Source organism: Pseudomonas sp. 32A (genome assembly GCF_052682255.1).
The window spans coordinates 507,147-528,966 of the sequence record NZ_JBQYLY010000001.1 but is presented as its reverse complement, the minus strand read 5'-3'; the positions used below and the strand labels follow the sequence as shown (position 1 = coordinate 528,966).

Here is a 21,820-nt window from a genome sequence, read left to right as displayed (position 1 = left end):
GGCCTGAGATGAGAATAGCTGCTAACTGGGTGGGTAGGCAGTCATTGCCTTTTGCATCGCCTCACGCAGGGAGTCGGCGCGTTCGCTGAGGCTGCCCTGGCTCGTGGTTTCGGCGCTGGTGCTCCATACCGGCTGGCGGGTGCGCGCGTCGAACAGGCTGATGCGCGCCACGGCCACCGTCACTTCATAAGTGCGTACCACCGGCACACTGTTGTACATGCCGTAGCCGTTGCCGTAGCGGTTATAGCCGCCGTAACCGTAGCCATAGTCGTCCTGGACCTGGCGCAGGCGTTTTTCCAGGCGCACATCGGCGCTTACCAGCAGGTCGGGGGTGCGGTTGTCATGCAAGGGCCGCAGGCCGCGCTGGTCGAGGGCGCCGCTGACGGCCTCGGCAATCTGCGCCGAATCGGCCCAGGCCGAGCCCGCCGGCAGTTGGTTGTTGAGCCAGGCCCAACTGCGGTAGGCGCCATAGTCGCGCACCGGCGCCGGGTAGGCGCTGGCATCAAAGGTGTTGGCCGCCTGGGCGGGCGCCGGCGGCATCGGGGCGGATGCCGCCACATACGGGTTGTTGCTCTGGCAACCCGCCAGGCCCAGGCCCAGCAGGATCAGTCCAAGACAGCGCTTCATTTCGACCTCCGCAGACTGGGCCGCTTAAACCGGACGGCAGATCCAGTGCAAATAACGCCCAAGTCCGGCAAAGCTTGGGTGACGACGGTGTGCGAGCTCCATCTCCAACAAATCCTGCAACTCGGCGCGGGCCTGGAATTCCACCGGCATATAGTCGTGGAACACCCGCACGCCACTTTGGGTTTCGACCTGCCACAGGCCCTCTAGTTGCGTCGCCAATTCCCGTGGATCGAGGGGCTGTTGTGGCGTGAGGCTCTGCTTTTCGCCGGCCATGTCGTTCTTGCGCATTTTGCGGAAGTGGCCTTTGAGCAGGTTGCGGTAAATCAAGGCATCGCGGTTATAGAAGGCCAGCGACAGCCAGCCACCGGGCGCGGTCAACTGGTGCAGCACTGGCAGAATCGCATGGGGTTCGGCCAGCCATTCCAGCACGGCGTGGCACAGCACCAGGTCGTAGGGCTCGGTGAGTTGGCCCAGCAGGTCCTGCCAGGGTGCTTGAATGAAGGTGGCGGTCTGCCCCGCTTCGGCGAAACGCTGGCGGGCGCCTTCGAGCATCGGCTCGGCGGGTTCGGCCAGGGTTACGTCGTGGCCGCGCTCGGCCAGCCACAGCGACATATGCCCCAGCCCTGCGCCGATATCCAGCACCCGCAGCGGGCGATCCGGCAACGCTTCAATCAGATCGGCTTGCAGCACCGCCAGGCGAATCGCGCCCTTGGCACCGCCGTAGATCTTCTCGGCGAAACGGGTGGCCAACTGGTCGAAATGACGGTCGCTCATTTGGCAAACCGCCGTTCGCTGTCGGCCAGCTTGGCCTGTACCACCTGATCCATGTCCAACCCCAATTCGCTGCACAACAGCAGCAGATACAGCACAATGTCACCCACTTCCTGGCCGGCATGGGCGAGTTTGTCGGCGGGTAACTCGCGCGACTGGTCTTCGCTCAACCATTGGAAAATCTCCACCAGCTCGGCCATTTCGACGCTGGCAGCCATCGCCAGGTTCTTGGGGCTGTGGAACTGCTTCCAGTCGTTGGTATCGCGGATGCGGTGCAGGCGTTCGGTGAGGTGGTCGAGATTCATGGGGCGCTCCTGAAGGTGTATAGCTTCGGGCGCAAGCCGCGCGAAGGCAAGTGAATCCCTGTAACGCGTAAACCTCTATGCTAGAAGGGAACTAGGGTCAGGTAATAACGACCAAAGCCTCAGCTACGCCCACCTTTTCATCAGGACACACACATGCAGGTAGAAAGCTTTTTCGAATGGCTGGGCCAGGCGCTCGGTTCCGTCATCCGCTTTATCGTCGACGGGCTCAGTGGATTGTTCAATGCGCTGACCCACGCGGGCGGGAATTTTATCGATGGGCTGTCGCGCACGCTGGGCATGGACACCTCGATCATCAGCATCCTCACCCTGATCATCGGCCTGATGCTGCTGTACTCGGCGGTGCGCGCATTTATGCGGGCGTCGATCATCATGGGGATTATCTGGTTGATGCTGGGGTTGTGGCTGTTGAGCTGGGTGGTGCGTTAATAAAGGGCCAGCAGGGTAAATCCCTTTAATTTGAGGGACGTTTCCGAGACAATCTTTCGACCTTGTGCCTGCCAGGACCGGTGGCTAGTCTTCGCTCCTTCACTGCATATCAGTGATCGGGTTTAGTCGCCCGGAATTAGTGAGCGCAAGTTGTCGCCATGCTTCATGGCGGCTGTGCGCAGGGCACCTTCGGGTGCGCCGGGTTCCACTAGCCGGTCGACTAACCTGCGTACAGCCGCCACCCTCGTTTAGTCGCGCGGGTGTCAGCTCCTTACCTACTAGTGGAGTTACACCATGCACAAGCTTGTTCCCGACCCACCCAGCGACCTCCTCAACGACCGCGCCGCTTTCAATCGCGCCCTCGAACATTACCTGCCATCCCAAGGCTTCCACACCATCAACGAAGACCTGAGCTTCGAAGATTCCCTGCTCTACACCGCCAGCCTGCTGAGCAGCGCCTCGGCGACTGCGCTTGATTGCGGCGAGCTGCTGGAGAGTCCACAGCGAGCGAAGATCCTGGCGGTTTGGCACTTGCTGGAAATTGCCAAGACCACCGTCGACCGCTCCATCGAATGCCTGCACCCCCGCAAAACCTGACACTACGCGGTCAAAACTGTGGGAGCGGGCTTGCTCGCGAAGGCGGTGGATCAGCCAATACATCCGGCGACTGACACACCGCTTTCGCGAGCAAGCCCGCTCCCACATTGGCCCTGCGGCGCAGCTAATGGACAGTTACACTACCGCTCCCCAAAGGAGCCCGCATGACTTCCCTGCTAACCGACTGGCGCGACCGCCCCACCCACCGCCGCGTGTGGGCCCTCGCCGCGCCGATGATTTTGTCGAACATCTCCGTGCCGCTGGTGGCGCTGGTGGACAGCATGGTCATCGGCCACCTGCCCCACGCCCACCAACTCGGCGCCGTGGCCGTTGGCGCCAGCCTGTACACCTTCCTCGCCTGGGCCATGGGCTTCCTGCGTATGGGCTCCACCGGGTTTGCCGCCCAGGCTGCCGGGCGCGGTGATGGGGCCGCGCTGCGGCAGATTCTGTTGCAAGGACTACTGCTGGCGCTGGGCCTGGCGATGTTGCTCGGCAGCATCGGCATCCCATTAAGCGGCCTGGTGCTGGACTGGATGCAGCCCTCCCCCGAGCTGAACCAGCTGACCCGCGAATTCTTCCACACCCGCCTCTTCGGCCTGCCCGCCGCCCTGGCCAGCTACGCGCTGGTGGGCTGGTTCCTCGGCACTCAGAACGCCCGCGCACCGCTGGCGATTCTGCTGACCACCAACCTCGTCAACATCGCCCTCAACCTGTGGTTCGTGCTGGGCCTGGATTGGGGCGTGGTCGGCTCGGCCCGCGCCTCGGTGATCGCCGAATGGACCGGCGCCCTCCTCGGCCTGGCCCTCACCCAAAAAGCCCTGCGGGCCTACCCCGGCCATATCGCCTGGGCCGCGCTCAAACTGTGGCAAAGCTGGCGCCCGCTGCTGGCGGTGAACCGCGATATCTTCATCCGCAGCCTGGCCCTGCAATCGGTGTTTTTCATGATTACCGTGCAAGGCGCTCGCTTGGGTGATGCGACGGTGGCGGCGAACGCGCTGCTGCTTAACGGTTTGTTGCTGACGGCTCACGCCCTGGACGGATTGGCCCACGCGGTGGAGGCGTTATGCGGCCACGCCATTGGCGCCCACGACCGCCAGGCCCTGCGCCGTTCGCTGGTGGTGGCCTGTGGTTGGTCGCTGCTGGCCAGCGTCGGTTTCGCGATCCTGTTCGCCGTGTTCGGCCACCTGTTTATCGCCATGCAAACCGACATCCCGAGCGTGCGCGAAACCGCCGACATCTACCTGCCCTACCTCGCCGTGCTGCCGTTGATCGCCGTGTGGAGCTACCTGCTGGACGGCCTGTTCATCGGCGCCACCCGCGCCCGGGAAATGCGCAACGGCATGCTGCTGACGGTGGTGATTGTGCTGCCCTTCGCCTGGGCCTTGCAGGGCCTTGGCAATCACGGCTTGTGGATAACCTTCCTGCTGTTCATGGCCCTGCGCAGCCTCACGCTGTGGGCAATTGCCTGGCGCCTGAACAAGCAGGACCGCTGGCTTACTGGCCCGGCGTGAACGTGATAAATGCCGTGACCCGGTCCAACACGGGCGCCAGCCAGCGCAGCGGCCGGGACATGGACGCCACCAATGTGGCGTGGCTGGTCTTGGTGAAGTAGAACTCCTCCACCGGCACGCCCGCCGCCCGCAGCTTGTTCGCCAACCCGCCAGTATTGCGCTTGGGGTTGACCAGGTTGTCGTCCACCGAGGCAATCAACAGGCTCGGCGGCGCGTCATGGCTGACGTGGTTGACGGGTTGGGAATCGGGCGGCGAATCCGGGTAGAAGAACACCGGGCGCACATCACGGTTTTCAATCGGCAGGAAATCATACGGCCCGGCGAGGCCGATCCAGCCTTTGAAGATTGACGGCGACAGGCCGACCCCGGCCAGCCACTGCGGGTCCAGCGCCAGCATTGCCGCGTTATAGGCACCGGAGCTGTGGCCCATCACATACAGCTTGCGGGGATCGCCGCCGTACTCGGCACTGTGCTGATGCGCCCAGGCCACCGCTTGGGCGCCGTCCTGCAAAAACAGTGGATAACGCACTTGCGGGTATAGCCGGTAATCGGCGATCACCACCACGATTCCACGGGAGGCCAATGCTTCGCCGACAAACCCGTAGTCATCCTTGGAACCGCTGTTCCAGCTGCCGCCATAGAAAAACACCACGACGGGCGCGTCGGGCACAGCGGTGACGGGGCGGTAGATATCGAGTTTCTGGCGGGGGTCATCGCCGTAGGCGATGGAAGATGTTTTGGTGAAGGTGCTGGTGGGGGTGAGTGCGTTGAGCACTTTGATCGGGGAGCAGGCTGCGAGCAGCGTCGCGATGGCCAGGGTGAACACTTGCAGGAGTTTGCTCGACATCGTTCAGGCCCTATAAGGAGGGTACTGCCAAAACGCTGATCAAATGTGGGAGCTGGCTTGCCTGCGATGGCGGTGGGTCAGCTAGCCCATTGGCTGCCTGACACTCCGTCATCGCGGGCAAGCCCGGCTCCCACATTAGAGCCGGGTCTCCCTTGAAGTCGGTGTCCTTACGAGGACAGGTACGACGAACGCGTCAAACCAAGACGCAGCGCATCCAGGAACTGAGTCCGCTCCGCCGCCGTGATCTTCGCGCTGGCGCACTTGTCACGGTAGTGAGTCATCAACTCCTCCGGCGACAAGTGCACGTAGCGCAGCATGTCTTCGATGGTGTCGTGGGTCTCGATCCCGGCGCTGTACACCGAACCGTCTTCGCGCTGGTAGATGTTCACCGAGTCGGTGTCACCGAACAGGTTGTGCATGTCGCCGAGAATTTCCTGGTAGGCACCCACCAGGAAGATCCCCAGCAGGTAGTCCTCACCTTCTTTCACAGCGTGCACCGGCAGGCTGGTCTCGATGCTCTGCTCGTCGACGTATTGCTTGATCTTGCCGTCGGAGTCGCAGGTCAGGTCCTGCAGCACCGCACGGCGCAGCGGCTCTTCGTCGAGGCGATGCAGCGGCAGGATCGGCAGCACCTGGCCGATCGCCCAGGTGTCCGGCAGACTCTGGAAGACCGAGAAGTTGCAGATGTACTTGTCGGCCAGCTTGTCGTTGAGTTCGTCCAGCACCTGGCGGTGGGAACGCTGGCGGGCTTTCAGCGAGTCGTGCAGGCGGCGGCAGACGGCGAAGTAGCATTGTTCAGCCAAGGCCTTCTCGGCCAGGGTGATCTTGCCGTCGGCGTACTGAGTGGCCACGTCGCTCATGTAGTGAGTGGCGCGCCAGTAGGTTTCGGTGACCATTTCAATGTCGGTAGGGCCCAGCAGGTCCACCAGCCATTGCACGGTTTCCGGCAGGCTTTCCTTGTTCTCGATCAGCGGCACGTCGTCGTTGTGCTTCTCGACGTCGGTAACTTGCACCACCAGCATGGCGTGGTGGGCGGTCAGGGAACGGCCGCTCTCGGAGAAGATGTTCGGGTGCGGCAGGCTCTGGGCGTCGCAGAACTCCTTGAGCATGCCCACGACCACGCCGGCGTAGTCGTCCATGTCGTAGTTGATGGAGCTGGCGTTACGCGAGTGGGTACCGTCGTAGTCCACACCCAGGCCGCCGCCCACGTCGATGTGGTCTACCGGCAGGCCGAGGTTGCGCAGTTCGCCGTAGTAACGAATGGCTTCCTTGAACCCGTGCTGGTAGTCGGCCAGGTTGGCGATCTGCGAACCCATGTGGAAGTGCAGCAGGCGGATGCCCTGGTCCAGGCCCGCCGCGCGGAAGCGCTCGACCACCGACAGCAGTTGCGCCGCCGACAGACCGAATTTGGATTTCTCGCCGCCGGTGTCTGCCCACTTGCTCGACGCCAGGGACGACAGGCGCACCCGCAGGCCCACCTGTGGCTTGACCTTGAGGTTGGCGGCTTCTTCGATCACCAGGCCGACTTCGGATTCTTTCTCGATCACGATGAACACGTTGTGGCCGAGCTTCTGGCCCATCAGCGCGAGGCGGATGAACTCACGGTCTTTGTAACCGTTGCAGACGATGGTGCCGCCTTTCGGCGCCAGGGCCAGCACGGCCAGCAGCTCAGGCTTGGAGCCGGCTTCCAGGCCGATGGACACGTCCTGGGTGGCGATGATGTTCTCGATCACCGCTTCCTGCTGGTTCACCTTGATCGGGTACAGCGCGGTGTATTTGCTCTGGTATTCCAGGCGCTCGATATTGGAGTCGAACGCGCCGGTCAGCTGGCGCACGCGGTCTTGCAGGATGTCGGGGAAGCGCACCAGCAACGGCAGGGACAGGCCGCTTTTGCGCAGCTCGTCTACTTGCTCGTACAGGTCGACAGGCGTGCTGTTCGGGCCGTTCGGACGGACTTCAACGCGACCGGCATCATTGATCGCGAAATACCCGGCCCCCCAATGGCGAATCCCGTAAACACTGCGGCTGTCCGCAACTGTCCATTGGCTGCCATCGTCTTTGCGTGTGCGTCGTACGGACATCGAAGTCCCCTATAAATGAAGTCGAAGTGCACCGGCCTGATCAGAGGCTGGCGCAGTCTAAAGAATGAAAATGACGATTTGCCTGTGAGAGGGGTAGACCCCACTTGCAGGACAGAGTTTAGACACCGGTCAGGAACAGGCTCTGTGAAAACCATGGAGACGACAGTTCGCGTTCAGCAAGCGGGTCATCGGGGTGGTTTTCACAGAGGCTGCTAGCCGCCGGATTTCTTCGCCTTGTAACCCAGCTTGATCAGCTCGGCCAACAGCAACTCGACGTGGTCGCCCTGAATCTCGATGATGCCGTCTTTCAAGGCACCCCCGGTGCCACAGCGCTTTTTCAGCGTCGTGGCCAACGCCTTCAGGGCGTCTTCGGCCAGGGGCACGCCGGTGATGGTGGTCACCGTCTTGCCGCCACGGCCCTTGCTCTCGCGACGTACGCGGGCAATACCATCGCCTTCGGGAATCAGGGTTGTTTTGCAGGTACACGCGTCCACGGGCTGGCGACAGTCCGGGCAGTGTCGACCTGCGTCGGTGGAAAATACCAGGCCACCAAGGGCGGCGAAGGATGCGGCTTTTTTGGCCACCGGCAATCCTCTTGGGAGGACAAAGACTGATCGATGGGATCATCGACCGCGAAGCCCCACTCAGGCAGGGGCAGCGCTACTGAACCGCCGATATTCAAACCACTGCAGGAGCGAGCTTGCTCGCGAAGGTCGTCAACGATAACGCGGGCCTTCAGACAGCACGCGTCGTGCTTACGTTTTTCGCGAGCAAGCTCGCTCCTACAGGTTGGAACAACAGCGGTTCAGCTTGAAAAGTCGCGCAGTGTAACGGCAAAAAGGCCCCTTGCTAAGAGCCAAATGGCGCCAATTTATGCAACTTTAGCGACGCAGGGCCAAATAACGACGCAGCCCTTCCTGTGCATCCGGGCAATAGGGCTTTTGTTCGGCCTCCTGCAACACCGTCGCCAGTGGCAGAAAGCGCGCTTCCATGACTTCTTCCGGCTGGATCCGCAGGGGCCCGTCCCATACGGCGGAGAACGAGGTGCACCAGAGCCGGCTGTCGCCGTCTTCGAAGTAGAAGTGGTCGTGCGGGGTCAATTCGACGCCGCTTACTCCCAGCTCCTCTTCCAGCTCCCGGGCCGCCGACTCGGCGTAAGACTCATGGGCCGCCACCATCCCGCCCGCCGCCGTGTCCCAGAACCCCGGGTACATGGCTTTGCTCAGGGTGCGCCTATGCACACACAGCTCACCGGCCGAATTGAACAGGAAGATAAAGGTGCAGCGCCCGATCAGCCCGCGCTGGCGCAGGTCGGAGCGCACCAGGCTGCCGAGCAGGTTGTCCTGCTCGTCGACCCAGGCAATCAGTTCGGCGTCGGAGGCCGCGCGGTGCGCCGCCTCCCTGGTGGAAGCGTCCATCATCAACCTTGGTTAAGCAGCTGACGCAAGTCGATCACTGCAGCGTTGGCCCGGGAAATGTAGTTGGCCATGACCAGCGAATGGTTGGCGAGGACGCCAAAACCACTGCCGTTAAGAATCATCGGGCTCCATACCGGTTCCTGCGAGGCTTCCAGCTCACGAATGATCTGGCGCACGCTGACGGTGGCGTTCTTCTTGGCCAGCACGTCGGCGAAGTCGACTTCGATGGCGCGCAGCAGGTGGGACAAGGCCCAGGCCTGGCCGCGGGCTTCGTAGAACACGTTGTCGATCTGCATCCATGGGGTTTCCACCACTTCTTCGTCGACCTGCGGCACTTCACCCGGCGCCAGCGCTTCGGTTTTCAGCGCGGTGTTGAGCTTGACCCGGCCCACGCTGGCCGACAGCCGTTGCGACAGCGAACCCAAACGGGTCGCCACATCACCCAGCCAGTTGTTCAGGTTGTCGGCACGGGCATAGAACAGCGCGCCGCGCTGATTCGGGTCGGACAAACGCGCTTCGTAGCGGCTCAGGGAATTTATGCCTTCCTGGTATTCCGACTCGCTGGACGGCAGCACCCAGCTCTTGTTGTCGAAGTTGAAGCGCGGTTCGGCCTTGGCCAGGTCCGCGTCTTCCGCCGACTGCGACTGGGAACGAGCGAAGTCTTTGCGCAAGGCACGGGTCAGGTCGCGCACCTGCACCAACACGCCGTATTCCCAGCTCGGCATGTTGTCCATCCACAGGCCCGGCGGGAAACGGTCGTTGGAAATGTAGCCACCCGGCTTGTTCAGCAAGGTGCCCACCACGGTCTTGAGGGTTTCGACGGTAGTGAAACCCACCACCATCTGCTTGCCATCCTTCTCGGCGGCAATCTGCGCGTTCTGCTGAACCGGGAACAATGCAGGCTCTTCGCTCCAGTACCAACCCAGGGCACCGGTGACCAACAGATACAACGCAACCAGCGAGAGCAACGCACGGCTCATCAGCAGGTTACGGAAATAGCTGCGAGGGGCCGACTTGGTTTCAGGGGCCGGGCCCTTTGCACTGCCTGCGCGGTTTTTCCAGTCCAGCATGGCGATATCCTTTCAATCACTTGAGTTCAATAGCTACGACCACAACCCTACCCCATCGTGCCGAGCATTGCGGCGCTTTTAGTCGGGGTGGCGCAAGTGCGCGGCTCGACTATAAAGGATGCACGCTGTTTACGCCCGCGCGACTGCCTGGTCGGTAAATGAATATCCAGGACCTCGCAGTTAATTGACGTATGACACTCGTGCAACAGAAAAGAGGTGCTAGCATAGAGCCATCAGTTCGACCTCAGCATGCAGCCTAACTAGTAGTCAGGATATGACCGAGCCAGAAGACCCCAGCCGTGAGCGTCTCAAGCACCATTTTGCCCAGCGGGTAATTCATCAGGCACGTCAAATTCTTGAGATCTGGCAGCGCCTGCAACGCAGCGAATGGTCGACCGCCGACTTGACCGAACTCGGCGAGGCCAACCTGCGCCTGCTGCGTTTCGCCGAACGCTTCGAGCAGCCGGAGCACGGCCAACTGGCGCACCAGATCAACGCTTCACTCAAGGCGGTGGACGATAACCGCGGCCGCCTGAGCAGCCACCTGATCACCGAACTCAATCGCCTGATGCAGCGCCTGTCCCGCACCGGCCTGCGCCAGGGCGACCACTTGGAACAAACCCTCCTGCCGCCGATGCGCAAGCCGATCTACGTGATGCTGGCCGACCACGACCGTGCCGAGCGCCTGGCCAAGCAGCTGGAGTTTTTCGGTTTGAGCGCACAGTCCCTCGACAGCGTGGCGGCCTTTCGCTCATCGATGGCCGAGCGTTTGCCGGCGGCCATCGTGATGGATGTGGATTTCTGCGGTACCGGCCTTGGCCTGAAGCTTGCCGCCGAAGCCCAGGAAGGCCTGGAGCAAAAGCTGCCGCTGCTGTTTTTCAGCCTGCACGAAACCGACACCCCCACCCGCCTAGCCGCCGTGCGCGCCGGCGGCCAGGAGTTCCTCACCGGAACCCTGGAGGCGTCGAGCCTGCTGGAAAAAATCGAAGTGCTGACCTGCGTCGCCCAGTACGAACCTTACAAAGTGCTGATCATCGACGATTCGCGGGCCCAGGCGATGCACACCGAGCGCCTGCTCAACAGCGCCGGCATCGTCACCCGCACGCTGATCGAACCGATCCAGGCCATGGCCGAGCTGGCGGATTTCCAGCCCGACCTGATCATCCTCGACATGTATATGCCGGCCTGCACCGGTACCGAACTGGCCAAGGTGATCCGCCACAATGACCGCTACGTCAGCGTGCCGATCATCTACCTCTCGGCCGAAGACGACCTGGACAAGCAACTGGACGCCATGAGCGAAGGCGGCGACGACTTCCTCACCAAGCCGATCAAACCCCGACACCTGATCACCACCGTGCGCAACCGTGCGGCGCGGGCGCGCAACCTCAAGGCGCGGATGGTGCGCGACAGCCTCACCGGGCTGTACAACCACACCCACATCCTGCAATTGCTCGAAGACTGCAGCTTCCGCGCACGCCGCGAGAGCAAGCCGCTGAGCTTTGCGATGCTCGACATCGACCACTTCAAGCGGGTCAACGACAGCCACGGCCACCCCATGGGCGACCGGGTGATCAAGAGCCTCGCGCTGTTTCTCAAGCAGCGCCTGCGCAAGACCGACTATATAGGCCGTTACGGCGGTGAAGAATTTGCCATCGTGATGCCCGACACCGATCTTGACTCCGCCTGCAAAGTGCTCGACGAAATCCGTGGGCGTTTTGCCGAGATTCACTACCCCGCTCAGCCCCAGGATTTGTGGTGCACCTTCAGCGCCGGCGTGGTGGAGCTGTGTGATGGTTCCGACAGCCTGATGATGGCGGCCCAGGCCGACGAGGCGCTGTACCGCGCCAAGGATGCAGGGCGTAACCGGGTGATCTCGGCGCGCGCATCAAAGCAAAGTGCCACCTTTTCACCGGAATCCACCGAATCCGTCATAACTCTGTAATGGAAACGCAATAACTTCAGGCACTTACTTCTGCTGTCGGTTGAAACCACGCATGCGCCTGAAGCTGCTGACGAATCTGAACACCCTCCTTCTGGTCGCCGTTTGCCTGGCCCTGGGCGCGACGCTCTGGTGGTCGCAACGCGCCCTGGAGCGGCCTTATCTGTTGATGGAGCGCTACCTGGGCCTGTCGCAGACCTTCCAGAACCAGGCCGCGCGCAATATCGACGATTACCTCGCCAGCGGCGACGCCCTGCGCCTGAGCAGCGCCAGCCAGAGCCTGGAAAACCTGTTGCAGCATCTGGATGAACTGCCGGCAGAGCTGGCGCAAAACCTGCGCCCCAGCCTGGTAGACCTGGATACCTTCAGCAAGACCGACCTGCTGGCCGCCGGCAAGCTGGCGGGCGACCCGCAAGCCTTGCTGCTGCAAGCCGAACGCGAGCTCGGCGCCAATCTGGAGCAATTGAATCAGTACGCCAGCGGCGTCACTTCCCCCGACGCCGCACGTTATCTGCCGCCCTTGCTCGCCGCGTCCCAGCACCTGGCCAAACTCTCCCTGGCCCGGGACAAGCTGGTGAGCAGCGGGCGCAGCGAACTGGCCGACGATGTGGAGCGCGAAGTCAGCAATATCCGCAGCCAGGCTGACCTGCTGGGGCAACTGCCATTGCTGGGGGTGACCGCCAGCAGCGAGTCCAATACCGACGACTTCTCGGCCATGATGGGCCTGGAAAACGCTGAAAAAACCGTGGCCCAGGACACCGGCGTCGACCTCAAACGCGAACTCAACAACCTGCTGACCCGCTACCCCGCCGAGCTGAAACGCACCCGTGAGCAAATCCAGCAACGCACCGAACTGGCCAGCAGCACCCACCTGAAAATCAACGCCGTGCAGCACGCCATCGCCAGCCTGGAGCCGGTAGTGCGGGCCCAGCATGCGCAGATCCAGGGCGAAGTGCGGTTGATTCAAGGCGTCATGATCGGCCTGATTTTGCTGATCGCGCTGTTGATCGATACCTTGCAGCGACGCCTGGCGCGAGTGCTGACCAACCTGGCACCGGCCTTGTCCACCTGGGCCGAAGGCGACTTCAGCCAGCCCATTGCCTTGGGCAAGACCAACCGCGAACTGCACGATATCGAAGAGTCCCTGAATCGCCTGCGTGCCTATCTGGTGGACTTGGTGGGCACCATCCGCGGCAACGCCGAGCAAGTGGCCGGCAGCAGCAGCGCCCTGGCGGAATTAAGCAGCGGCATGCACGACGGTGCCGAGCGCCAGGCCGGTGACACTGCGCAAATTCGCGATTCCCTGGGCGAACTGGAAGCCACGATCCAGCAGGTTGCCGGCGACGCCAGCCAGGCCGCCGAAGCCAGCCGCAGTGCAGGCCAAGCCGTGGAACAGGGTCAACGGGTGATCGGCCTGAGCTTGACCGGGTTACACGCCTTGGTCGGTGAAGTGCAGATAAATGCGCAGATGATCGAGAAACTCGCCGAAGAGTCCGCAACCATCGGCGGCGTACTCACGGTGATTCGCTCAATTGCCGAACAGACCAACCTGCTGGCGCTGAACGCCGCCATCGAAGCCGCCCGGGCCGGTGAGGCCGGGCGCGGGTTCGCCGTGGTAGCCGATGAAGTGCGCTCCCTGGCCCAACGCACCGCCGGCGCCACCGCCGAAATCCAGCACCTGATCGCCGGCCTGCAAACCGCCGCCCGGCAATCGGTGGAAGGCATGCGCGCCCAGGTCGAGCACGCCGAAGCCACCGCCGAGCAAGCCCAGGCGGCCGACGGAGCGCTGGATGAAATCGTCGGGGCGATTCAGACCATTTCCGACACTGCGGTGCGAATTGCCGATGTCACCGCCCAGCAAAGTGGCGCTGTGAGCGAAATCCGCGATAACAGTGAGCGGATTCACCAGCTGGGTGAGGACAACTTGCTGCGAATTGGCCAGGGACGCCGCCAGGGAGAGCACTTGCTGGTACTTGGCGGGCAACTCAATACCGCCGTGCAGGCATTCCGCGTCTGACCAAATGTGGGAGCTGGCTTGCCTGCGATGGCGGTGAATCAGTCAAAAAACCTGCCACTGACACACCGCCATCGCAGGCAAGCCCGCTCCCACACTGACCGGATTCAGCCTTGCGGTCACATATTTTGCGCAATCCTCGCTAATCGTGCTGCCTACTGCATAGAACTGGACAGTCACAAAGGCTTTGCGGCATAGTCGCCGGGTTCTACCGTGCCCACATCAATAACAAGGAACAGCCGATGGCGACCTTACTGGTTCTTCACGGACCCAACCTGAACCTGCTCGGCACCCGCGAACCGGGCGTCTACGGGTCAGTGACCCTCGAACAGATCAACCTCGATCTGGAACGACGGGCACGTGATGCCGGCCACCATCTGCTCTACCTGCAAAGCAATGCCGAGTACGAACTGATTGATCGTATCCATGCCGCGCGCAGCGAAGGCGTGGACTTTATCCTGATCAATCCCGCCGCTTTTACGCACACAAGCGTTGCATTACGTGACGCGCTGCTGGCGGTGAGCATCCCATTCATCGAAGTGCATTTATCGAACGTGCACAAACGCGAACCTTTCCGCCATCACTCTTACTTCTCCGACGTTGCGGTAGGAGTGATCTGCGGCCTTGGCGCCAGCGGTTACCGACTGGCCCTGGAGGCCGCCCTGGAACAGCTTGAAGACACGGCCAAGCGCCCCTGACCGACCCTTTGGGAGTTGATGATTCATGGATATCCGTAAAGTTAAGAAACTGATCGAACTGCTGGAAGAATCCGGTATCGACGAGCTGGAGATCAAGGAAGGCGAGGAATCCGTACGGATCAGCCGTCACAGCAAGACCCCGGCCCAACAGTTCTATGCACCGCAGATGCAAGCGCCGGCTCCGGCCGCTGCGCCAGTGGCTGCTGCTCCGGTTGCGGCTGCTGCCGAAGCTCCGGCTGCTCCAAAACTGAACGGTTTCGTGGTCAAGTCGCCAATGGTCGGTACGTTCTACCGCACCCCGGCACCGACCTCGCCAGCCTTCGTTGAAGTCGGCGCAACCGTGAAAGTGGGCGACACCATCTGCATCGTTGAAGCGATGAAGATGATGAACCACATCACGGCTGAAAAAGCCGGCGTCATCGAATCCATCCTGGTAGAAAACGGTCAGCCGGTTGAGTACGACCAGCCGCTGTTCACCATCGTTTGAACCGCGGAGCGCCTTCGATGTTGAAACCTGCGAAGAAACTGCAAAAAGTCCTGATCGCCAACCGCGGCGAGATCGCGCTGCGTATCCTGCGCGCCTGTAAGGAAGAGGGCATCAAGACCGTCGCTGTTTACTCGACGGCCGATACCGAACTGATGCACGTGAAACTGGCGGACGAAAGCATCTGCATCGGCCCGCCACTGGCCACGAACTCGTACCTGAAAGTCTCGAACATCATCGCCGCCGCTGAAGTGACCGGCGCCGATGGTATTCACCCGGGCTACGGCTTCCTCGCGGAAAACGCCGATTTCGCCGAACAGGTTGAGAAATCCGGCTTCGCCTTCATCGGCCCGAAAGCCGAAACCATTCGCCTGATGGGCGACAAGGTATCGGCCAAGGACGCCATGATCGCAGCCGGCGTGCCAACCGTTCCTGGTTCCGACGGCCCGCTGCCTGAAGACGAGGCAACCGCCCTGCGCATTGGTCGCGAAGTCGGTTACCCAGTGATCATCAAGGCCGCCGGCGGCGGCGGTGGTCGCGGCATGCGCGTGGTACACAAGGAAGAAGACCTGATCGAAGCCGCCAAGCAGACTCGCTCCGAAGCGGGCGCCTGGTTCGGCAACCCGATGGTCTACCTGGAAAAGTACCTGACCAACCCACGTCACGTGGAAGTGCAGGTACTGTCCGACGGCCAGGGCCACGCCATCCACTTGGGCGACCGCGATTGCTCGCTGCAACGTCGTCACCAGAAGGTACTGGAAGAAGCGCCGGCACCGGGCCTGGATGAAACTGCTCGCCAGGAAGTACTGGCTCGCTGCGTCAAGGCGTGCATCGACATCAACTACCGTGGCGCGGGGACTTTCGAGTTCCTGTACGAGAACGGCCGTTTCTACTTCATCGAGATGAACACTCGTGTGCAGGTAGAGCATCCGGTTTCGGAAATGGTCACCGGTATCGACATCGTCAAGGAGATGCTGAGCATCGCCGCTGGCAACAAGCTGTCGTTTACCCAGGATGATGTGAAGATCCACGGCCACTCCCTGGAGTGCCGGATCAACGCCGAAGACCCGAAAACCTTTATCCCAAGCCCTGGCCTGGTCAAGCATTTCCACGCGCCCGGCGGCAACGGCGTCCGTGTGGATTCGCACCTGTACAGCGGCTACAAGGTTCCGTCCAACTACGACTCGCTGATCGGCAAGCTGATCACCTGGGGCGCCACCCGCGACGAGGCCATGGCCCGTATGCGTAATGCCCTGGACGAAATCGTGGTAGACGGCATCAAGACCAACATCCCGTTGCATCGGGATCTGGTTCGCGATGAAGGCTTCTGCGAAGGTGGTGTGAACATTCACTACCTGGAACACAAGCTGGCTAATCAGTAAGCGAAGTGATCCACCCAACAAAGCCGCCTTCGGGCGGCTTTGTTGTTTGTGCCCACCCGACTTTCCTGGATGGATACATTCCCCTTGTGGGAGCGGGCTTGCTCCCACATTTTTGTTCTGTGTACACCAGCAGTACAGTCGTCTTCTGCTGTTCGCTCGCGTAAACTTGCGCGTCTTTCGCAGCCCTACCCCGCTGCACACTCATTTTTCAAAGGTGCCCGCCATGCCTTGGCTGCAAGTCCGTCTCGCCATCAGCCCAGAACAAGCCGAAACCTACGAAGACGCGTTCCTCGAAGTGGGCGCCGTGTCGGTGACCTTCATGGACGCCGAAGACCAGCCGATCTTCGAGCCCGAGCTCAATACCACCCCGCTGTGGTCCCACACCCATCTGCTGGCCCTGTTCGAAGACGGCACCGATGCCGCCAGCGTACTGGCCCATATGGAACTGCTCACCGGCGGCCCACTGCCGGAACACCACAGCGAAATCATCGAAGACCAGGATTGGGAACGCAGCTGGATGGACAACTTCCAGCCGATGCGTTTTGGCCAGCGCCTGTGGATCGTGCCGAGCTGGCACGCCGCCCCCGAGCCTGATGCCGTCAACCTGCTGCTGGACCCGGGCCTGGCGTTTGGCACCGGCACCCACCCCACCACCGCCCTGTGCCTGGAATGGCTCGACGGCCAGGACCTGAAAGACTGCAACGTGCTGGACTTCGGCTGCGGTTCGGGGATCCTGGCCATCGCCGCCCTGCTGCTTGGCGCCAAGGAAGCCGTCGGTACCGATATCGACGTGCAAGCCCTGGAAGCCTCCCGCGATAACGCCGGGCGCAATAACATTGCCGAAGAGAAATTCCCGCTGTACCTGCCGGAGCAATTGCCCCAGGTGCAAGCCGACGTACTGGTGGCCAACATCCTCGCCGGGCCGCTGGTCGCACTGGCGCCGCAGCTGTCGAGCCTGGTCAAGCCGGGCGGCCGCCTGGCGCTGTCGGGCATCCTCGCCGAACAAGGCGAAGACGTTGCCGCTGCCTACGCCCATGATTTCGAGCTGGATCCGATCGCCAACCGCGATGGCTGGGTACGCATCAGTGGTCGTCGGCGCTAGAATGAGCGCCTGCATGAATCGGATGGCCGCATGACCGACAGTTTCGTCACCCAGTGCCCACATTGCCAAGCACGCTTTCGCGTCAACCACGCTCAATTGAGCGTGGCCCGTGGCGTGGTGCGCTGTGGCTCATGCCTGCAAGTGTTCAATGCCGCTCGCCAACTGCTGGAGCAGCGTGCCAGTGCGCCCGCGCCCCAGGCACCAACAGCGGTAGAGCCACCGCCAGCAGCAGAACCGCCACCCGAAGCACCGCGGGCCATCAGCCAGAAGCAATGGAACGCCGAAGAGCTTGACCTGGATAACCTGGACCTCGACGAAGAACTGGCCAAGCTGGAACGTCGCGAGATTCAGCACACCCAGCCCATAGGAGCCGATCGTCGCCAACCCGGCGCCGACCGTCGGCAAAAGGAAGACGCCCTCAGCGCCAGCCGCGACACGGCCAAGGCCGAGGAAGAGCAATGGGCCGCCAGCCTGTTCAGCGACCCTCGGGATGAACGGGCGCAAGCCCCGCAACCGGCCGACGAAGAGCCGCAACCGGCCAAGGCAAGCCTCGCCAAACCCAAGCGCACCGAACCTTCGATGTCGTTTGAAGCGGTCGAGCCCGACGAAGAACCAGCGCTGCACGTCGACACCACCGATGCCGAACTCGACCCACCGGTAACCGCCGTAGCAGACGAGCCAGAAGCCGAACAAGCGGAACGCCCGCAGCCCAAACGCAAGCGCCCTCGCCCCGAGGCCGGCGTCCACGACGACCTGCTTTCGGACCTGGAAGACGACCCGCTGCACCTGTATTCCCAGAAGCGCGCTTCCGGCTGGGGTCGCCGCCTGTTCTGGGGCTTGCTGGTGCTGCTGGCCGCCGCCGGCCTGGCGGGACAATACGTCGCCTACCAATTCGACGACCTGGCACGCCAGGACGCCTACCGCCCGTGGTTCCAGGAGCTGTGCCCGAAACTGGGCTGCACCGTGCCATCACGGGTCGATATCGCCCACATCAAGAGCAGCAACCTGGTAGTGCGCAGCCACCCGGAGTTCGCCGGCGCCCTGGTGGTGGACGCGATCATCTATAACCGCGCGACTTTCTCCCAACCGTTCCCATTGTTGGAGCTACGCTTTGCCGACATGAACGGGAATATGATCGCCAGTCGTCGCTTCAAACCCGCCGAATACCTCAGCGGCGAGTTGGCCGGCGTGACCGAGATGCCCTCCCAGACGCCGATCCACATTGCCCTGGACATCCTCGACCCGGGCAACAAAGCGGTGAATTACAGCCTGAGCTTCCACTCTCCCGAGTGATCCGGCCCAAGGGGTAAGGTTTGACGGCGGATTCTTGACTGCTCCGCCCTTGACCAAACCAGCGGCGATAAGAAAATAACTGTTCAGATTTTATCCAATTCAGCCTTTATCCAGTCATCGAGAGCGGGTATCATGCCAACCCTTTTTCGAACTCTAATGATCCGGCCCCACAACAGGGAAGTCCTATGTCGGCGGTACGCATCGGCCCATACACATTGAACAACGGCTTGATCCTCGCCCCGATGGCGGGCGTCACCGACCAGCCCTTTCGTCAGCTTTGCAAGCGGTTGGGCGCAGGGCTTGTAGTCTCGGAAATGGTCACCAGCGACATGAGTTTGTGGAACACCCGCAAATCGCGGATGCGCATGATCCACGAAGGTGATCCCGAGCCCCGCTCGGTACAGATCGCCGGCGGTGATGCGCAAATGCTGGCGGATGCGGCCCGGGCCAACGTGGAGTTGGGGGCGCAGATTATTGATATCAACATGGGTTGCCCGGCCAAGAAGGTCTGCAACAAGGCCGCCGGTTCTGCCCTGTTGAAGGATGAGCAGTTGGTGAGCGAGATCCTGCATGCCGTTGTCGCTGCAGTGGATGTGCCGGTCACCCTGAAGATCCGTACCGGCTGGGACCGGGACAACAAGAATGGCCTGACGGTGGCGAAGATCGCCGAGCAGGCGGGCATTACAGCGCTGGCGGTGCATGGCCGCACCCGCGCCGATCTTTACACCGGTGAAGCCGAGTACGACACCATTGCCGCGATCAAGCAGGCGGTGTCGATTCCCGTCTTTGCCAACGGCGACATCGATTCAGCCGAGAAAGCCCGGCGTGTGCTGCACGCGACCGGCGCCGATGGCCTGTTGATTGGCCGGGCTGCCCAGGGGCGGCCGTGGATTTTTCGTGAGATCGAGAATTTTCTGCGTACCGGTGAAACCTTGCCGGCACCGGAGCTGATCGAGGTGGAACGTATTCTGCTAGAGCATCTGGCCGCCCTGCACGCCTTCTATGGAGACGTGATGGGCGTACGCATTGCTCGCAAGCATGTGGGCTGGTATCTCGCAACCTTGCCGGGCGCCAAGGAGTTTCGCGCCCACTTCAATCGTTTGGATGATACGGAAGCACAGTGCGCCAACGTTCGTGAGTTCTTCACCGAGCGTTACAAGAGCCTGGTGACAGGGGACGGAGAAGGGGTGGCCGCATGACGATGATGACCGAGACTTTAGTGAGTGGAACAACACCCGTGAGCGACAACGTCAATTTGAAACAGCACCTCAACACGCCGAGCGAAGAAGGCCAGACCCTTCGCGGGAGTGTCGAGAAGGCGCTGCACAATTATTTCGCCCACCTTGAGGGCGCTGCCGTCACGGACGTGTACAACCTGGTGCTCTCCGAAGTCGAAGCGCCGTTGCTCGAAAGCGTAATGAACTACGTCAAGGGCAACCAGACCAAGGCCAGTGAGCTGCTCGGTCTGAACCGTGGCACGCTGCGCAAGAAACTCAAGCAGTACGATTTGCTGTAAGCATTCAATCAAACCAGAAAGGCGCCCGCGTAAAAACGGACGCCTTTTTTGCTGACTCCTTTGCTTTTGATGGAAATTGAAATGACCGACCAGACTACCCGCCTGCCGATCCGCCGTGCCTTGATCAGTGTCTCCGACAAGACCGGGATCCTCGAATTTGCCCGGGAGCTGGAAGCTCTGGGCGTGGAGATTCTCTCCACCGGCGGGACCTTCAAACTGCTGCAGGACAACGGCGTGGCCGCAGTGGAAGTGGCGGACTACACCGGTTTCGCAGAAATGATGGACGGTCGGGTCAAGACCCTGCACCCGAAAATCCACGGCGGGATCCTCGGTCGTCGCGGTATCGACGACGCCATCATGAGCGAGCACGGCATCAAGCCGATCGACCTGGTGGCCGTTAACCTGTACCCGTTCGAAGCCACCATCAACAAGCCAGGCTGCGACCTGCCGACCGCCATCGAGAACATCGATATCGGCGGCCCAACCATGGTTCGCTCGGCAGCCAAAAACCATAAAGACGTGGCCATCGTGGTGAACGCCAGCGACTACGCCAGCGTACTGGAAAGCCTGAAAGCCGGCGGCCTGACCTACGCCCAGCGCTTCGACCTGATGCTCAAGGCCTTCGAACACACCGCCGCCTACGACGGCATGATCGCCAACTACATGGGCACCGTGAACCAGGCGGCCGAAACCCTGAGCACTGAAGGTCGCAGCCAGTTCCCGCGCACCTTCAACAGCCAGTTCATCAAGGCCCAGGAAATGCGCTACGGCGAGAACCCGCACCAGAGCGCGGCGTTCTACGTTGAGGCCAAGCCTGCTGAAGTCGGCATCGCCACCGCGACCCAACTGCAAGGCAAAGAGCTGTCCTACAACAACGTGGCCGACACCGACGCCGCGCTGGAATGTGTGAAGAGCTTCGTCAAGCCAGCCTGTGTGATCGTCAAGCACGCCAACCCGTGCGGCGTGGCCGTGAGCCCGGACGCTGAAGGCGGTATCCGCCAGGCCTACGAACTGGCCTACGCCACCGACACCGAGTCGGCCTTCGGCGGCATCATCGCCTTCAACCGTGAACTGGACGCCGAGACCGCCAAGGCGATCGTTGAGCGTCAGTTCGTTGAAGTGATCATTGCCCCATCCGTGAGTATCGAGGCCCGCGCCATCGTTGCTGCCAAGGCCAATGTGCGCCTGCTGGCCTGCGGCGAGTGGTCGGCCGAGCGTGCCGCTGCCTGGGACTACAAGCGCGTCAATGGCGGCTTGCTGGTACAGAGCCGCGACATCGGCATGATCGGCAGCACCGATTTGAAAGTGGTGACCAAGCGCGCCCCGACCGAACAGGAAATCAACGACCTGATCTTCGCCTGGAAAGTCGCCAAGTACGTTAAATCCAACGCCATCGTGTACGCCAAGAATCGCCAGACCATCGGTGTTGGCGCCGGCCAGATGAGCCGCGTGAACTCGGCACGTATCGCTGCAATCAAGGCTGAGCATGCCGGCTTGCAGGTACAGGGTTCGGTGATGGCGTCCGACGCATTCTTCCCGTTCCGCGACGGCCTCGACAATGCGGCCAAGGCCGGCGTGACAGCGGTGATTCAGCCAGGCGGCTCGATGCGTGACGCAGAAGTGATTGCAGCGGCAGATGAAGCCGGCATCGCCATGGTGTTTACCGGCATGCGCCACTTCCGTCACTAACCGATGATTGCTCGTTCCCACGCTCT

General features: G+C 61.8%; 20 protein-coding genes and 1 pseudogene. 13 read left to right on the top strand and 8 right to left on the bottom strand.

Annotated features, from left to right (window positions below; genetic code table 11):
- Positions 1–21: 21 nt before the first annotated feature.
- From ACUN0G_RS02290 to ACUN0G_RS02280, 3 genes are read right to left on the bottom strand one after another with little or no spacing between them, the layout of a single operon-like run.
- On the bottom strand, positions 22–627 hold the full coding sequence (locus ACUN0G_RS02290) for a DUF4136 domain-containing protein (protein WP_258343525.1): 606 nt from the start codon (positions 625–627) through the stop codon (positions 22–24).
- A gap of 24 nt (positions 628–651) precedes the next feature.
- Complete coding sequence (locus ACUN0G_RS02285; RefSeq protein ID WP_076017967.1) at positions 652–1,401, bottom strand: methyltransferase domain-containing protein; 750 nt, start codon at positions 1,399–1,401, stop codon at positions 652–654.
- A complete protein-coding gene (locus ACUN0G_RS02280) occupies positions 1,398–1,703 on the bottom strand; it encodes a MazG-like family protein (RefSeq protein ID WP_008439012.1) in 306 nt (101 codons plus the stop codon). The genes ACUN0G_RS02285 and ACUN0G_RS02280 overlap by 4 nt, the downstream gene beginning before the upstream one ends.
- Positions 1,704–1,856: 153 nt before the next feature.
- Here ACUN0G_RS02280 and ACUN0G_RS02275 point away from each other — a divergent pair, with 153 nt between their 5' ends.
- The 3 genes from ACUN0G_RS02275 (at position 1,857) to ACUN0G_RS02265 (ending at position 4,258) form a co-directional block, all read left to right on the top strand.
- Positions 1,857–2,150, top strand: a complete 294-nt coding sequence (locus ACUN0G_RS02275) for a hypothetical protein (RefSeq protein ID WP_076017968.1) — start codon at positions 1,857–1,859, stop codon at positions 2,148–2,150.
- A gap of 294 nt (positions 2,151–2,444) precedes the next feature.
- Entirely contained in the window at positions 2,445–2,747 is a 303-nt protein-coding gene (locus tag ACUN0G_RS02270) for a DUF6124 family protein (RefSeq protein ID WP_023659366.1), read from the top strand.
- Between the two features lie 164 nt (positions 2,748–2,911).
- A complete protein-coding gene (locus tag ACUN0G_RS02265; RefSeq protein ID WP_177041421.1) occupies positions 2,912–4,258 on the top strand; it encodes an MATE family efflux transporter in 1,347 nt (448 codons plus the stop codon).
- Here the strand turns inward: ACUN0G_RS02265 and ACUN0G_RS02260 are convergent.
- The 5 genes from ACUN0G_RS02260 to ACUN0G_RS02240 all read right to left on the bottom strand — a co-directional run bounded on the left by ACUN0G_RS02260 (position 4,242) and on the right by ACUN0G_RS02240 (position 9,674).
- A complete protein-coding gene (locus tag ACUN0G_RS02260) occupies positions 4,242–5,105 on the bottom strand; it encodes an alpha/beta hydrolase (protein ID WP_445572598.1) in 864 nt (287 codons plus the stop codon). The two genes, ACUN0G_RS02265 and ACUN0G_RS02260, sit on opposite strands and share 17 nt — an antisense overlap.
- A 167-nt stretch (positions 5,106–5,272) precedes the next feature.
- The gene (speA, locus tag ACUN0G_RS02255; protein WP_421525302.1) at positions 5,273–7,186 is read right to left on the bottom strand and encodes an arginine decarboxylase; all 1,914 of its coding nucleotides are present in this window, start codon (positions 7,184–7,186) and stop codon (positions 5,273–5,275) included.
- Between the two features lie 212 nt (positions 7,187–7,398).
- The gene (locus ACUN0G_RS02250; RefSeq protein ID WP_177070029.1) at positions 7,399–7,770 is read right to left on the bottom strand and encodes a translation initiation factor Sui1; all 372 of its coding nucleotides are present in this window, start codon (positions 7,768–7,770) and stop codon (positions 7,399–7,401) included.
- 297 nt (positions 7,771–8,067) lie between these two features.
- The gene (locus ACUN0G_RS02245) at positions 8,068–8,604 is read right to left on the bottom strand and encodes an NUDIX hydrolase (RefSeq protein ID WP_076017974.1); all 537 of its coding nucleotides are present in this window, start codon (positions 8,602–8,604) and stop codon (positions 8,068–8,070) included.
- 2 nt (positions 8,605–8,606) lie between these two features.
- Positions 8,607–9,674, bottom strand: coding sequence for a DUF2333 family protein (locus ACUN0G_RS02240; RefSeq protein WP_177025945.1), 1,068 nt, complete (start codon positions 9,672–9,674; stop codon positions 8,607–8,609).
- Between the two features lie 274 nt (positions 9,675–9,948).
- Here ACUN0G_RS02240 and ACUN0G_RS02235 point away from each other — a divergent pair, with 274 nt between their 5' ends.
- The 10 genes and pseudogenes from ACUN0G_RS02235 to purH all read left to right on the top strand — a co-directional run bounded on the left by ACUN0G_RS02235 (position 9,949) and on the right by purH (position 21,794).
- On the top strand, positions 9,949–11,619 hold the full coding sequence (locus ACUN0G_RS02235; RefSeq protein ID WP_421525304.1) for a diguanylate cyclase: 1,671 nt from the start codon (positions 9,949–9,951) through the stop codon (positions 11,617–11,619).
- Positions 11,620–13,126: 1,507 nt separating this feature from the next.
- Positions 13,127–13,633, top strand: a pseudogene (locus ACUN0G_RS02230) (methyl-accepting chemotaxis protein); the annotation flags it as partial.
- Positions 13,634–13,872: 239 nt separating this feature from the next.
- Complete coding sequence (aroQ, locus tag ACUN0G_RS02225; protein ID WP_017478426.1) at positions 13,873–14,328, top strand: type II 3-dehydroquinate dehydratase; 456 nt, start codon at positions 13,873–13,875, stop codon at positions 14,326–14,328.
- A 25-nt stretch (positions 14,329–14,353) separates the two neighbouring features.
- A complete protein-coding gene (gene accB, locus ACUN0G_RS02220) occupies positions 14,354–14,815 on the top strand; it encodes an acetyl-CoA carboxylase biotin carboxyl carrier protein (RefSeq protein ID WP_003217309.1) in 462 nt (153 codons plus the stop codon).
- Positions 14,816–14,832: 17 nt separating this feature from the next.
- Positions 14,833–16,194 carry an acetyl-CoA carboxylase biotin carboxylase subunit gene (gene accC, locus ACUN0G_RS02215; protein ID WP_010174033.1) on the top strand — a complete coding sequence of 454 codons (1,362 nt, stop codon included), beginning with the start codon at positions 14,833–14,835 and terminating at the stop codon, positions 16,192–16,194.
- Positions 16,195–16,417: 223 nt separating this feature from the next.
- The gene (gene prmA / locus ACUN0G_RS02210) at positions 16,418–17,296 is read left to right on the top strand and encodes a 50S ribosomal protein L11 methyltransferase (protein WP_445572597.1); all 879 of its coding nucleotides are present in this window, start codon (positions 16,418–16,420) and stop codon (positions 17,294–17,296) included.
- A gap of 30 nt (positions 17,297–17,326) precedes the next feature.
- On the top strand, positions 17,327–18,589 hold the full coding sequence (locus ACUN0G_RS02205) for a DUF3426 domain-containing protein (protein WP_445572596.1): 1,263 nt from the start codon (positions 17,327–17,329) through the stop codon (positions 18,587–18,589).
- Positions 18,590–18,774: 185 nt separating this feature from the next.
- Entirely contained in the window at positions 18,775–19,788 is a 1,014-nt protein-coding gene (dusB, locus tag ACUN0G_RS02200) for a tRNA dihydrouridine synthase DusB (protein ID WP_445572595.1), read from the top strand.
- Positions 19,785–20,105 (top strand): DNA-binding transcriptional regulator Fis, encoded by a 321-nt coding sequence (fis, locus tag ACUN0G_RS02195; RefSeq protein ID WP_003186237.1) that lies wholly within the window; start codon positions 19,785–19,787, stop codon positions 20,103–20,105. Before dusB ends, fis begins: the two co-directional genes overlap by 4 nt.
- Positions 20,106–20,186: 81 nt before the next feature.
- Positions 20,187–21,794 (top strand): bifunctional phosphoribosylaminoimidazolecarboxamide formyltransferase/IMP cyclohydrolase, encoded by a 1,608-nt coding sequence (gene purH, locus ACUN0G_RS02190; protein WP_445572594.1) that lies wholly within the window; start codon positions 20,187–20,189, stop codon positions 21,792–21,794.
- Positions 21,795–21,820: the final 26 nt, after the last annotated feature.